10 protein-coding genes and 1 pseudogene are annotated in these 13,184 nt (G+C 69.6%); 5 read left to right on the forward strand and 6 right to left on the reverse strand.

The genetic code is table 11. From position 1 onward, the window contains the following. Positions 1-1,234, reverse strand: a 1,234-nt coding sequence (locus WBA11_RS01490) for an MFS transporter (protein WP_424518962.1), incomplete at its 3' end; no start/stop codon positions are given. 132 nt (positions 1,235-1,366) lie between these two features. Continuing rightward, the gene (gene infC, locus WBA11_RS01495) at positions 1,367-1,921 is read right to left on the reverse strand and encodes a translation initiation factor IF-3 (RefSeq protein WP_424518971.1); all 555 of its coding nucleotides are present in this window, start codon (positions 1,919-1,921) and stop codon (positions 1,367-1,369) included. Positions 1,922-2,068: 147 nt separating this feature from the next. Here infC and WBA11_RS01500 point away from each other — a divergent pair, with 147 nt between their 5' ends. Beyond that, positions 2,069-2,344: a hypothetical protein gene (locus tag WBA11_RS01500; RefSeq protein WP_424518963.1), complete on the forward strand. Its 276-nt coding sequence runs from the start codon at positions 2,069-2,071 to the stop codon at positions 2,342-2,344. 82 nt (positions 2,345-2,426) lie between these two features. Here WBA11_RS01500 and WBA11_RS01505 read toward each other — a convergent pair whose 3' ends face one another. Continuing rightward, a complete protein-coding gene (locus WBA11_RS01505; protein WP_424518964.1) occupies positions 2,427-3,389 on the reverse strand; it encodes an alpha/beta hydrolase in 963 nt (320 codons plus the stop codon). A 173-nt stretch (positions 3,390-3,562) separates the two neighbouring features. Between WBA11_RS01505 and WBA11_RS01510 the strand changes: the two genes are divergently transcribed. Further along, positions 3,563-6,556 carry a CHRD domain-containing protein gene (locus tag WBA11_RS01510; protein ID WP_424518965.1) on the forward strand — a complete coding sequence of 998 codons (2,994 nt, stop codon included), beginning with the start codon at positions 3,563-3,565 and terminating at the stop codon, positions 6,554-6,556. 128 nt (positions 6,557-6,684) lie between these two features. On the opposite strand, the gene WBA11_RS01515 is transcribed toward WBA11_RS01510, so the two are convergent. Then, positions 6,685-8,919: a T9SS type A sorting domain-containing protein gene (locus WBA11_RS01515; RefSeq protein ID WP_424518966.1), complete on the reverse strand. Its 2,235-nt coding sequence runs from the start codon at positions 8,917-8,919 to the stop codon at positions 6,685-6,687. Between the two features lie 160 nt (positions 8,920-9,079). Between WBA11_RS01515 and WBA11_RS01520 the strand changes: the two genes are divergently transcribed. Next, positions 9,080-9,676 carry a Uma2 family endonuclease gene (locus tag WBA11_RS01520; protein ID WP_424518967.1) on the forward strand — a complete coding sequence of 199 codons (597 nt, stop codon included), beginning with the start codon at positions 9,080-9,082 and terminating at the stop codon, positions 9,674-9,676. 401 nt (positions 9,677-10,077) lie between these two features. Here WBA11_RS01520 and WBA11_RS01525 read toward each other — a convergent pair whose 3' ends face one another. Both WBA11_RS01525 and WBA11_RS01530 read right to left on the reverse strand, forming a co-directional pair. Further along, entirely contained in the window at positions 10,078-10,542 is a 465-nt protein-coding gene (locus WBA11_RS01525; RefSeq protein WP_424518968.1) for a hypothetical protein, read from the reverse strand. Between the two features lie 357 nt (positions 10,543-10,899). Further along, positions 10,900-11,688 (reverse strand): DJ-1/PfpI family protein, encoded by a 789-nt coding sequence (locus tag WBA11_RS01530; RefSeq protein ID WP_424518969.1) that lies wholly within the window; start codon positions 11,686-11,688, stop codon positions 10,900-10,902. Between the two features lie 195 nt (positions 11,689-11,883). Here WBA11_RS01530 and WBA11_RS01535 point away from each other — a divergent pair, with 195 nt between their 5' ends. Continuing rightward, the gene (locus WBA11_RS01535) at positions 11,884-12,879 is read left to right on the forward strand and encodes a DNA-formamidopyrimidine glycosylase family protein (RefSeq protein WP_424518970.1); all 996 of its coding nucleotides are present in this window, start codon (positions 11,884-11,886) and stop codon (positions 12,877-12,879) included. A 108-nt stretch (positions 12,880-12,987) separates the two neighbouring features. After that, a pseudogene (locus tag WBA11_RS01540) lies at positions 12,988-13,184 on the forward strand (hypothetical protein); the annotation flags it as partial.

Genomic DNA, 13,184 nt, shown 5'->3' on the forward strand with positions numbered 1-13,184 from the left:
CGGTCGGGACCGGCCGGCCGGCGCAGTCCTCGAGGTCGGGGGGACAGGGGGAGTCGGGCTCGCGGAGAGTCGGGAGCAGCGCCCACACCATCGCCGCCGCGACGAGCGCACCGGCGCCTCCGATCACCGCGTTGGCTCCGAACCCGATTCCGGCGTAGAGCACGCCTGCCAACGCGGCCCCGACCGCGAACCCTGCGTTGCCGGTCGCCGCCGTCATGCTCATGAACGAACCGCGCCGCTCGGCCGGCACCATCTCCGTCAGCAGCGCTTGCAGCGGGCTCACGCGAGAGGCCGCAAGCGCCATGATTCCGAAGAAGACGAGGTAGACCGAGACCGGTGCGGCGCGCGCCAAGGGCGTCGCCATCATCAGAACGCCTACTCCAGCCGACGCCGCCACAATCACCGGCTTCCTCCCGATCCGGTCCGACAGCCGCCCAGCTCGCGGACCCGACAGCACGTTCGCGATCCCGCCCAGGATGTACACCGCCGACACCTCGCGAGCGCCGAACCCGAGCGCGACTTCGAGCCACGTCGGGAAGTAGACGACGAACAGGCCGACGCCGGCGAACATCAGCAGGTACACGCCCGCCGCCGAACCGGTCTCGCGGTTCGTCGCGAGCGACGCGTAGCCCCGAAGTGCGCCCCGAAGGGTCAGCGGCGTCCTCGAGGTCGCGCCCGCCGGCTGCGGGAGGAACGGGACGGCCAACACGAACGCCGCCACCATCGCCAGGCCGAATCCGACGAACGGCGCCCGGAACCCGAACGCACCCGCCATCGCGATGCCCAGCGGGATCCCAATGATCTGGCCGACGGCGAACCCGCTCATCACCCAGCCATTGGCCCAGCCGCGCCGGTCGGCCGGGAAGGTGTCGCCGACGTAGGCCACGGAGGCGCCTGACAAGACGCCGCCCGCCGCGCCGGCCAGCACACGCAATCCCAGGAGGGTCTCGAACGAGTCCGCAAGCCCGTGCAGCAACAGCGCCCCCGCCATCGAGGCCGTCCCGATCAGGATCACGCGTCGGCGCCCAAACCGGTCAGACACCGGCCCGACGACGAGCGTGAAGACGGCCAGCGTCACCGAGTAGACCGTGATGAGCAACCCCAACGGCCCCGGCCCGACACCAAGCTGCTCGCCGATCCGCGGCAGGATCGGGGCGATCACGATGATCTGGCCCGCCGCGGCGAAGACCAGCAGCCACAGCGTGAACAGGATGAGGGACGGGCGCCGCGGCATGGGCCAAGCTACCCGGCCTCCAGGTCGGCACCCTGCCCGTCATCTCTGCAGGCGCCGGCATTAAGGGCGCCAAAAGAAAGAGGTCGCCCCACCATCGGCGGAGCGACCTCGAGGCCGGCGGAGTGAGAAGGGTTACTTCTTCTCCGGCGTCAGCATGGTGGTCATGCGGCGGCCCTCCATCGTAGGCGGCTGGTCCACCTTGGCGATGTCAGCCAAGTCTTCGGTGAACCGCTCCAGGATGTCGAGGCCCTGGTCCTTGTAGATGATGTCGCGGCCTCGGAACTGGACCCACGCCTTGACCTTGTTCCCCTTCCCCAAGAACTCCCGCGCGTGCTTGAGCTTGAAGTCGTAGTCGTGGTCGTCGGTGCGGGGGCGGAAGCGGACTTCCTTGAGCTCGCCCTGGCCGGCCTGCTTCTTGCGTTGCTCCTTGGCCTTCTTCTGCTGCTCGTAGCGGAACTTCCCGTAGTCCATGATCTTGGCCACGGGCGGGTCCGAACTGGCCGAGATCTCGACCAGGTCCATGCCCATGTTCCGGGCGAGGTCGAGCGCCTGGGTCGTCGGCATGACGCCCTTTTGTCCCTCGCCGTCCATGACGACGCGGACCTGGGGCGCGCGGATGTGCTCGTTGATGTTTGCGTCGGGCTCGCGGCGCTTCGGCTCGGGCCTACGGGATCTACGTCGGGCTATGGGAAACCTCTCTGCTGTGGGTGGAAACTTCGGCGGTCGGTCGTCGCCGGTGTGTATCGGTACGAACGAACCCGACCTCAAGTTCGGTACGCGAGCGCGAAATCCGTGTTGTGTTACGAACTAGCTTCCGCTCATCCCCGCGCACCCATGGACTTTACCGACGTCGACCTCCGCATCGGGACCGTGACCGCCGCCGTCCTCGAGGGCGGTGCGTTGCGCCTGTCCGTCGACGTCGGGGCCGGCGTCCTCGAGGCCGTGTCCCACATCACGGAGAACTACGGGCCGAGCGACCTCGAGGGCACGCAGGTCGTGGTGGTGACGCGCGGCGCGCAGGCCGTGGTGCTGGCGGCCGTGAGCCCGAGCCAGGGCGCCGTCGTGCTACGACCGGACCGGGCGGTCGCGGACGGAACGCAAGTGGTGTGATGGAGGGATGCGGGGCGGAGGGGTAGAGGGGTGAGGCCCGGATCCCCCAGAACAATCCCCATTTTCCTCATTCCTCCGTCCCCTATCCCTCCAGCGTCCTCGAGGACGGAAGGCGGCAGGCACGGTCGACCAACCGGAGCGCCTCGGAGCCGGCCACTTTGTCGTCGCGGCTCAAGTTGAACACGCCCGCCTCGTGGTTGAAGACGGGCATGATGGCGACCTCGACGGGGACGTTCTCGGCCTCGAGGGCGCGCGTGAGGGCGTTCGCTTGGGTCTGGAACAGCTCTTCCTCGCCGTCGCCGTACACGATCGAGAACGGCGGAGCGCTCGGCGTCGCATAGCTCGCGGGCGAGGCCTCGATCTGCCAGCCGTACGGCTCGGCCGGCGGGCCATCGATCGGCGTCCTCGAGGGCGAGAAGCGGCGGGCGTAGTAGTCGAACTCGGTCCCGGTCTCCCAGGTCGCGTCATCGGCCAGGTCGAGGGCCGCGCCGCTGACGATGGCGGCGCCACAGACGGGCTCGGCGCCCGCGTCCTCGAGGACGGACGCGTCCAAGGCGACGAACGCTGCGAGGTAGCCGCCGGCCGAGTGGCCCATGACGGCGACGGACGACGGATCTCCGCCACGGCGCCCGACCTCGTCTTGCACGAACGCGACGGCTGCGGCCACGTCCTCGACCTGCTCTCGCCACGTCGCGTCCGGCATCAGCCGGTAGCTGACCACGGCCGATCCAATTCCGTGCGCCGCGAAAAACCGCCCGACGTTGCCGTAGATGTCCTCGCCGCCGAACGTCTGTGCGCGGTCGCCCTCGGTCCAGCCACCGCCGTGGACGAACACGACCGTTGGCCACGGCCTCGAGGCCGTGGCCACGGGCAGGAACAGGTCGAGTCGGTGCTTGTCGCCGCCGCCGTCGGTGTAGGCGAGGTCCCGCTCGATGAGCGCGTCCTCGAGGGCGACCTCGTCGTAGAGAACGTCGGTCAGGAGCGCTTTGGCCGGGCCGCAGCCAGAGAACGCGAGAGCGGAGGCGATGAAGGCGAGTCGGAGCATGACGCTCCAACGGTGCACCTCTCGCACGGGTGCCGACCTCGAGGCCGAGCCTCTCACTTTGCGTGAGGCGAGGCGAGGAGCCCTGTAGGACAAACTCCTATTCCGGTAGGAGGACGGATCACGTCTGGTAGGCCCGGTGTGGCACCCGTCACACAACCGCCCCTCACATAGCCTTGCTACATCTCCGCTCCGGCATTTTAGCCGCTCTCCTCGCCGTCGTTGGCGTGGGTTCCGCCCACGCCCAGACCTACACCGCCTCGCTAAGCGGCAGCAACGAGGTCCCCACGCCCAACGTCTCGCTCGCGACGGGGACCGTGACCGCCGTCCTCGACGGCACGACGCTGACCGTCACGGGCGGCTTCGACGGGTTCGAAACGCCCTTTGCTGCCTCCCACCTCCACACCGGGTACGCCGGGCAAGCCGGCCCGGTCGCCATCGGGCTCAACCCGACGCTCGACGGCGACAGCCGTGGCGGCGCCTTCGAGGCCGGCAGCAACACGTTCACGCTCACGGCCGACCAAGCCGAGGCGCTCGGTCGCCGCGAGGTCTACGTCAACGTCCACTCTGAAGCGTTCCCCGCTGGCGAGGTCCGCGCGCAGCTCGTGCCGGCCGACGCCGTGGCCTACCGGGCCACGCTCTCCGGCGGCGGCGAGGTGCCCGTCGTGACGTCGACCGCGACCGGCGCCGTCGTCGCCGACCTCGAGGGCACGACGCTGACCGTCTCCGGCGCGTTCTCCGGCCTGGAAAGCGACTACGCCTCCGACATCGGCTCCCACATCCACATCGGCTACGCCGGCCGCAACGGGGGCGTGACGATTCCGCTCGTCCCGACGCTCGACGACGACAACCGAGGCGCCACGTTCTTGCCTGGCGACAACACGTACACGTTGACTGACGAGCAGGCTACGGCCCTCGGGGAGCGCCGTCTCTACGTCAACGTCCACTCGGTGGACAACGCCGCAGGTGAGATCCGGGGTCAACTCGTCAGTGCCGGATCCACGACGTTCCGCGCGGTCCTCTCGGGCAGCGCTGAGGTCCCGGCCAACGCCTCGTTCGCAGGCGGTGCGGCCGTCGTCGAACTCGAGGACGGTGCGATCACCGTCTCGGGCAGCTTCGCCGGTCTCGACGACTTCAACGAGTCGGTCGGTGCGCACCTCCACATCGGGTACGCGGGGCAGAACGGGCCAGTCTCGGTCCCGCTCGCCGTCACGCTCGACAATGGGAGCAATGACGACGGTGTGTTCGTCGCCGCCGACAACCAGGTGGAAGTTTCCGACGACGTCGCTCAGTCGATGGCCGACCGGGCCGTCTACGTCAACGTCCACTCCGAGGCGTTCCCCGCTGGCGAGGTCCGTGGACAAGTCCTCAGTGCGGCAGCGGTCCCGTTCACCGTCGCGCTTAGCGGTTCGAACGAAGTGCCTGCCAACGGCAGCACCGCGACGGGCGGATTCGCCCTCGAGATGGTCGGCGATCAGTTGACGGCCACCGGCTCGTTCTCCGGTCTCGAGAGCGACTACGCCTCGAGCATCGGCTCGCACCTCCACATCGGCTACGCCGGCCGCAACGGGGCCGTGACGTTCGCGCTCACCCCGATGATCGGCATGGACAACCGGTCTGCGACCTACGACCCCAGCGCCAACACGACGACCCTCGAGGCCGAGCCGCTCGCGGCCCTTCAGGGCCGGCGGATCTACGCCAACGTCCACTCGCTCGGACTGCCAGCTGGCGAAGTGCGAGGCCAGGCCGCCCCGGCGTCCTCGACGCAACTCCGCGCCAACGCATCCGGCCGTGCGGAAGTCCCGTCCAACGCGTCGCAGGCGCTCGGCGGCGCGCTCGTCGAGGTCTCTGGCGACCGCTTGATCGTGAGCGGCGGGTTCTCCGGTTTGGAGAGCGGCTTCCGTGAGGAGTCGGCCGGCGGTGCACACTTGCACGAGGCGTTCGCCGGGTCCAACGGCGGGATCGAGTTCTCGCTCACGACCGCCCTCGACGCCGACGAACTCGGCGGCACGTTCGACCCCGCCGTCAACCGGTTCGACCTCGAGGACGGAGACGCGGGCACGTTCGTCGACGGCGGCTACTACCTCAACGTCCACAGCGACGACCAGCCGGCCGGCGAGATCCGGGGTCAGGTGTTCCCGGTCGCGGTCCGGCCTCTCGAGGCCTGGCTCGCGGGCTTCAACGAGGTGCCGGATGTCGAAACCGCCGCGCGCGGCGGTGCGATCGTGGCTCTCGACGGCCTGTCGCTCCGGGTCACCGGCGAGTTCCGCGACCTCGAGTCCGACTTCAACACGGACGTCGGGGCGCACCTCCATCTCGCGAATGTGGGAGAGAACGGGCCGGTGATTTTCCCACTGGCGGTCACGCTCGGTGACAACGCGCGGTCGGGTTCGTTCGAGGACGTGGTCGAGCTCACCGAGGACCAGCGGGACGCGTTCTTGGACGGCGGCTACTACGTCAACGTCCACTCCGTGGACGACGCGAGTGGCGAGGTCCGCGGGCAGGTGCTCGCGAGCGCCAACGTCGCCCCCAACACGCCCGTGATCACGGCGCCCGCCCCGGGCGCGACGGTCAGTCTCGACGGCAGCGGCGCCGCGGAGGTCTCGATCGCGTGGGACGGAGGCGACCGCAACGGCAACCGGCTGGCGTACCGCTGGCAGGTCGCCCTCGATGAGTCGTTCGACACCGTCGTCCTCGACGCGGACGCCGGCGACACGCCGGGATTCACGACGGCCATCGGAGCGCTGAACACGCTTCTGGGCGCGGCCGGCGTCGGCATCGGGGAGTCCGTGACGGTGTACCACCGAGCGGTCGCAGCCGACGGCAGCTTCGACGCCGTTGGCGAGGTGGCCGCGGTCACTCTCGTACGTGGGATCGCGACGCCGCTCGAGGACGGTGCCTCTGCGTCAGTCCTCGAGGTCGTTCCGTCGCCGAACCCGTCGACCAACGGGAGCGTCCGTCTTCGCGTCTCGCTCGGCGCCGCGTCTGACGTGAGCGTCGAGGTGTTCGACGTGCTCGGCCGCCGTCTCCTCTCGGACGTGATCTCCTTGCCATCTGGACCGGATCAGTCGGTCGCCCTCGAGGGCGAGTCGCTCGGCGCGGGGGCCTACCTGGTCCGCGTTCAGGCCGACGGCGAAGCCGCAACGGCTCGGTTTACGGTCCTCCGCTAGCTCGCTCTGCAGGCTTGGCAACCGGCCCGGTCTCGAGAGAGGCCGGGCCGGTTGCATGTCGCCCTCGAGGTCGGCGTCGGCATTCGGCTGACGCGCGGCGATCGGGACGCGACGGACCGGGACGCCCGCTATCGCACGACGGTAAGCGGCGCGCTCAAGGACGAGCCCCCGCCCTCGACGCGGACCACGTAGACGCCTGGCACCAATCCAGCCAGGTCGACCTCGAGGCCGTTCGTGCCGATTGCCAGCGAGTGGTCGCCCTCGAGGACGGTGCGGCCGAGAGCATCCACGACGGTGATGCGAACGCGGTCCGCCCTCGAGGTCGCGAACCGGACGGTGGCCCACGAGGACGCGGGGTTGGGGAAGACGGCGAGCGGCGCGGCCTCGAGGGCGGACCCTGTCGACACCGATGTCCGGGCGACCGGCTCCAGCGTCTCCGGGTCGAGGGCAATGACGTAGCCATCGAACGACCCCGCGCTCGGCGCCGACAGCGACGCCTCCGTCATCCCGCCGACGTAGAACACGCCGTTCTCCAGATGTCCAAATCCGCGGTCTTCGCCCGCGGTCCCGAGTTGCACCGACGCGACGGCCTCGAGGTCGGGCGTGAACGAGCGCGCGAACGCGTCGCCGGTGCGCGGGTCGGGGTTGGCGGTGGCCAGGTCGCCGTAGGTGTAGCCCGTCGCGTAGAGCGTCCCGTCGGGGCCGAGGTCGAGCGTGCGGAACAGGTCCGAGCCCTCCGACCCGACCTGGACGATCCGCTCGGCCTCGAGGTCGTTGTCGAACACGCCGATCCACGCGTCCCCGTCGCCTCCGGCGGCGCCCTCGAGGACGCCCGTCGTGTAGCCGACGGCGTAGATTCGTCCGTCCGAGCCGATGGCGTTGTCGAGGACCCAATCGGCTTCGGTGCCCGGTGCGTTGATCGAGGTCGCGGCCACCCTCCGGGGCTGGTCGGTGTCGATCCCTTCGTACAAGCTCAGGAAGCCCGCTGCGCCGCCGGCGCTCATGTACCACCCGCCGGCCAGCAGCTGCGCCGGCCGCTCGTCGCGCGCGGGCACGACCGAGAGGCCGCCCCAGGCCTCGGACACGAACACCGGGCCGTGCGCATCCGGCGCCTCGGTCACGCGCCACACGACCTCCAAGGTCTCGGCTGAGTGCTTCGCGACGAGGTAGTCCGGGTCCGTTCCCGTCGCGCCCTCCGGCGATCCGGCGCCGCTGAGGTAGAGGTTGCCGTCGCCGTCCAGCTCCACGTTGCCGTAGCCGTCGAGTCCGGCCTGGCCGTACTGGTCCGTCGCCACGATGGTCCCGTCCTCGAGGTCGATCTTCAGGATGATCGCGTCCCAGCGACCGGCGTTCTGGAAGCCGGGCAGCGCACCGAGGGTCCGGCCGACAGCGTAGAGGTACCGGTCGTCGGCCTCGGCGTCGAAGAGCAGTGTCCCGTTGGTGACGGGGAGCTCGACGGTCCAGCCCCGGCTTCCGTCGGGGAGCGCTTGGGCCACATAGATCGTGTTCTCGGCCTCGAGGCCGCCGCCGACGCTCCCGTCCGAGGCGCCGAACAGGTAGACGCGGCCCTCGCCGTCGGCCGCGACACCGCCGACGATCTCGCGCCCCCTCGTCCCGATCTGGGTTCCGACCTCGAGGGCGGGCGTCGGCGCGAACGGCTCGGCGTAGCGGATGGTCACGCCGTCCTCGAGGTCGAGGCGCCGCGAGTCGTTGCACAGGACTTGATCGTTGCGCGGCGGGTTGCCGCTGATGGTGCTCCCCAGGTCGTCGCAGGGAAAGACGAACGCGACCAGGTCCGGCTGGCCGCTCGCGGTGTGGAACAGGTAGTGGCCCTCGGTCGATACGCCGTCGGCCCGCGTGTAGTACGGGAGCCGGTACTCGCCGGGCTCGCCGCGGAGTTGGAGCATCGGGGCGCCGTAGTCGACGTTCTGGACCACCGCGTAATCGTCGTCGACGCCGTCCGGCCCACGGGAGAAGAAGGGGACCGCGATCTCGGCCGTGCCCAGGATGATCCGGTCGCCGCGCGGACCGCTATACCCGGCCTCGAGGTCGAGGTTGTTCACGCCTCGGACCAGCTTGACCGTCCCCTCTCCCGGAAACACGTCGCTCGGGTCGACGGGCAGGAACGTGTCGAACCCGTTCGTCTCGCCCTCCATATAGTCGGAGTCGAAGGCGGTGTACTCGAGGTCGTTGTAGGGCGTCCCGGACCCGAACGTGAAGTCGCCCGGCGCGACGAATCCGCCCTGGAGCAGGTCGAGCGACTCGCGCGGCATCGGGGGGAACGCGCGAGCGGCCTCGAGGAGGTCGGCGTCCGTCTGTGCCGCGACGGGCAGGGCGAAGGCGAGGAGCAGGGCGAGGCGCATCGAGGTCGGAAGAGTCGGGCCTTCAAAGTGACCGGGGGCTCCAGCCGATGTGTGTCGAGAGTGTCCGCACTCTGCGCCGATTCGTCCTCGAGGCCACGCCGACCGTCCTCGAGGTCGGCTCGTGGGCGACATACATTGGCGGTCCGCCACTCCAGTACCGATGCCCGAGACCCCAGCCGCCGAGCCCGGCCGCGTCGACGAGATGACCGTCGAGCCGGCCTCGTTCGAGGCGTTCACGGCGTTGCCCGAGGGCACGCCTGCCCAGTACATCGACGGTCAGATCTATACGTCTCCTGCTCCCCGCCCCCGACACCAGGACGCCGTCCAGAACGTGTACCGCGCGCTCTTCGCCTACGCCATCGAGCACGGCGGGTACGCCGGTGTCGCTCCCTACGACGTGCTCCTCGAGGCCGAGCGGTCCGTCCAGCCCGACGCGTTCTACCTCTCGGCCGACCGCCGCGACCGGATCAGCGAACGTGGCATCGAGGGCGCCCCGACGCTCGTGATCGAGGTCCTCTCGCCGTCCACGGCCTACCTCGATCTGTCGGTCAAGCGACGCGCCTACGAGGAGTCTGACCTCGAGGAGTTATGGGTCGTCGACCCCGGCGAGGCGCAGTCCGTGATGGTGCTCACGCGCGAGCAACCCGGAAAGACCGGGCTCTCCCGAACGGCCTACGTCTACGACGCCGGTCCAGTGGCGTCGTCCGTCCTCGACGGCTTCGAGGTCGAGGCGGCGGACGTGTTCGCGCGGCCGTAGCGGCCTCGAGGACGAGGTGACGGGCGTCGGGATCGGCCGCATCGAGGGCGGGCGGCTGACGTGGGCGCGGTGCTACGGAGAGCAGGCTCTCGGCGTGCCGGTGACCGTCTAAACGAGCTTCAACACGGCCCGGCGCCCCGTAGCTAGGTGCTCGCCTCGCCGCCTATGCGATCGTGCCGCCTCCGCGCAAAGCCCGCTCCCCTACGACGGCTCCTGGACCGACTCGGCCACCGGCCAGGTGGCGGTCACGTTGCCCAGGGCGAGACCACCCGTTCGTCATCGTCGCATCCCAGATCTTGGGGGCCGTTGGTCACGACTCGTGGTCGGAGACGTACGCCAACCCGGAGGTCTACGAGTGGCTGCTGAGCCACGCCCTCGAGGACGAGTAGACGCCCGCGTGGCTAGGTCGCGCCAGAAGCCGGTGGTGCCTCCCGGTCGTAGGTGACGGCTCCGAGGAGCGCGGTCACCAGCAGAAGGGGGAGGTACAGGAACACGGCGTAGTACGCGAAGAGGGCGTAGTACGCGAAGAGGGCGGAAACGGCTTCTCTGGGAGTGCCGGAGTACGGGTTTCCCTCCGCCGCGTGAGCAAGCCAGACCGCCGCGACGAATCCGAGGAAGAGGGCCAGCGGAAACGCGACGCATCCGACCGCAACCCACCCCGGCCTCCGAATGGCCGCCGCGCGCCAGATCAGGAGGGCAGAGACCGAGCCTGCGCCCGTGCAGAAAGCGACATAGAAAACCGTGTATCCGACGGATGCTCTGGAATCTCCCCACAGCAGAGCCGTGGACAGAACCGACCAGAGCGCCGTGAGCAGCAGAAAGCCAGGGTTCCGAAACGGAGATGGCCGAAGCCCACGGCGCGTCATCGTCTGACCTCGAGGTCAGGCCGCGCGTCGTTGGGCAGGCTTTGCTGCGCGCTTGGGGCGAGCGGTGGGCCGCTCGGTCGTGGGCGTTGGGTCCGGCTTCGACGGTTTCCAGGTGCGGAACGTCGGGTCGGCCGGGACCGGCCACGGGGCCGGGGTAACGGAAGGATGAGCGTGAGCCATCGTGGAGGGGGCGTGTGAGCTCTTGGGACATCGGCCCGTCTCAATGGGAGATCAAACGACCCCCGAGGTCGTCGCGGCGCCGTTCCCGCGCAGAGCCTGCGAAAGGCTTGTCCACATGGAGCCCACACACGTGGACAGCCCGGTTTCGTCCTCGAGGTCGCGCGTTTGACTCTCCATTCAGGCGTCATCGGTCGCGCCGTCCTCCTGGCGGTTCTCGAGGCGGGAGTCTGTGACGAGGTGGGGGACGGTCTCGAGGTCCCACGGCCACACCAGACCCTGGGCGTTGCCGGCCACGCGCTCGGCGCCCCACAGGTGCTCGACGAGCCAGAAGGCCGGCTCATAGCTCATCCCGCCGCCGACCGACGTGATGTACTTGCCGTCGACCACCAGCCGCACGTCGTCGCGGACGTCGATGGCGGGGAAGCGTTGGGCGAAGGCGGCGCGGTCGGCGGGGAACGTGGTCGCGACGCGGCCATCGAGGGCGCCAGTCTCGCCGAGCGGAAACGCCCCGTCGCAGACGGTCAGCACCCACCCGGCGTCGCGGACGGCTCGGCGAACGTAGCCCATGTAGACGTCGTCCTCGAGGTCGCGTCCCAGGCTGCCGTCGGTGCTGGGGATGACCAGGATGTCGGCGCGCGGTGCCGTCGCGTAGCTGTAGTGTGCGTCGACGGTAAGGCCCTCGAACGTGACGACCGGTTCTCCGTCGGGCGACACGACGAACGGCTCGATGTAGTCGAGGGAGTCCCGGAAGAGCGTGTGATGGAGCACGTCGTACGGTGCCATTAGCTCGCTGTTGAACACGCCGTCGGTGACCACGAACGTGGCGCGGCGGACCGTCCCGCCCGCGCGCTCGACGGCAGCGATCCGGGCCTCGAGGGCGTCGGTGAGCGCGGTCGAGCCGTCTGTCTTTGGGGATGGATCGGCGCAACCGGCGAGCACGAGCGCGGCGAGGACGAGGCGGATCATAGCGGTCGGCGTTGAGGGCGGGGGAGTCGTGGAGCATACCGTAGGGCCGGCCTCACCGGGTCAGATCTAGGGCTGGCGTTGGGCGACCGTCCTCGAGGTCGATCCCGTGCTTGCGCGTCAGGCCCTTCCCGATCCCACCCTGCCGCCGAACCACCCGGTCCTTAAGCCCATACCTACCAACCCGCTCTCCGCCCCATGCCCGAAGGCCCCGAAGTCCAGCGCTCCGCCGACCTCCTGCACGACGCGCTCGCGGGCCAGACCATCCGCGTCTTGGAGGCCCGCACGAAGGTGGCCAAGGCGTGGCTCAAGGAGCACCCCGACGTGTTCGCGGGCAAGCGCGTCGAAAAGGTCTGGGCACACGGCAAACACCTGGTCGGCAGCGTCGAGGGCGGGTTGTTCTTCCACTCTCACTATCTGATGTGGGGCCGGTGGATGGTGGTCGCGCCCGACGCGCCGGAGGTCGAGACGCGCGACCGCCGCGAGCGCGCGCGGATCGTGACCGACGAGACAGCGGCGCTGCTCTACTCGGCACCCAAGTTCAACGTGGGCATGGGCGACCCGTACGAGCACATCCCTGCGCTGCCGCTCCTTGGCCCAGACGTCCTCGATGAGCCGTTCGACGCCGACGAGTTCCTGCGACGCCTCGACCTCGAGCCCCAACGGGAGATCGGGACGGCCTTGCTCGACCAGCGCGTCTCGGCCGGCATCGGCAACTACCTGCGGGCCGAGATCCTGTACGAGTGCCGCATGGACCCGTGGCGGCTCGTCGGCGACCTCGACGGCGCCGAGCGCGCTTGCCTCGCCGAGACGACGCCCGCGCTCTGCCGCAAGGCCTACCTCGAGGGCGGCCGGACGGTCCCCGACGAGATCCAGACCTTGGAGACCGACGACCGCGACATGCGCTACTCGCCCCACGCGCACGCCTGGAACACCAAGCACTGGGTCTTCCGCCGGACCAACCTGCCGTGCCCGACCTGCGACGACTACGTCCGCCAGAAGCACCAGCTCTCGCACTCGTGGGAGGACGCCGATGGCAAGACGATCGAAAAAAAGCGGATCATCTACTACTGCCCGACCTGCCAGGGCGTCGCGCCGGAGCACGTCAAGCCGGCCCGGCCGCACAAGGACCGGCGCCCGCCGGACTCGGAGTGGGCCGCGCCTGACGAAGAGAAAGACCCGAGCTACACCTAGCCGACCTCGAGGGCGCGTCCGTCCTCGAGGCTGCTCCGTACGGGCGTATTGCAATACGCCCCTACCGCCCTCGATGCGTCGCCCTCGATGACGGGCCTCCCAACCCACATGCCTCACTCTGCTCCGTTCCTCGACCTCGCGACGGCGCTCGCAGACATCGCCGAGACGTCCGGCCGCAACGACAAGGCCGACCGGCTCGGAACGCTCCTGTCCGGCCTCGAGGACGACGACCTGCGCCGCGCCGCTCGCTGGGCCGCCGGCCGCGTCTTTCCGCTCAGCGACCAGCGGACGGTACAGGTCGGGTT

Origin of the sequence: Rubrivirga sp. (genome assembly GCF_049648075.1) — a bacterium.
Taxonomy (GTDB): Bacteria; Bacteroidota; Rhodothermia; order Rhodothermales; family Rubricoccaceae; genus Rubrivirga.

Coding starts and splice junctions, on each gene's coding strand:
- WBA11_RS01500 (WP_424518963.1), top strand. CDS start 2,069: ATGGACTTTACCGACGTCGACCTCCGCATCGGGACCGTGACCGCCGCC.
- WBA11_RS01505 (WP_424518964.1), bottom strand. CDS start 3,389: ATGCTCCGACTCGCCTTCATCGCCTCCGCTCTCGCGTTCTCTGGCTGC.
- WBA11_RS01515 (WP_424518966.1), bottom strand. CDS start 8,919: ATGCGCCTCGCCCTGCTCCTCGCCTTCGCCCTGCCCGTCGCGGCACAG.
- WBA11_RS01520 (WP_424518967.1), top strand. CDS start 9,080: ATGCCCGAGACCCCAGCCGCCGAGCCCGGCCGCGTCGACGAGATGACC.
- WBA11_RS01525 (WP_424518968.1), bottom strand. CDS start 10,542: ATGACGCGCCGTGGGCTTCGGCCATCTCCGTTTCGGAACCCTGGCTTT.
- WBA11_RS01530 (WP_424518969.1), bottom strand. CDS start 11,688: ATGATCCGCCTCGTCCTCGCCGCGCTCGTGCTCGCCGGTTGCGCCGAT.
- WBA11_RS01535 (WP_424518970.1), top strand. CDS start 11,884: ATGCCCGAAGGCCCCGAAGTCCAGCGCTCCGCCGACCTCCTGCACGAC.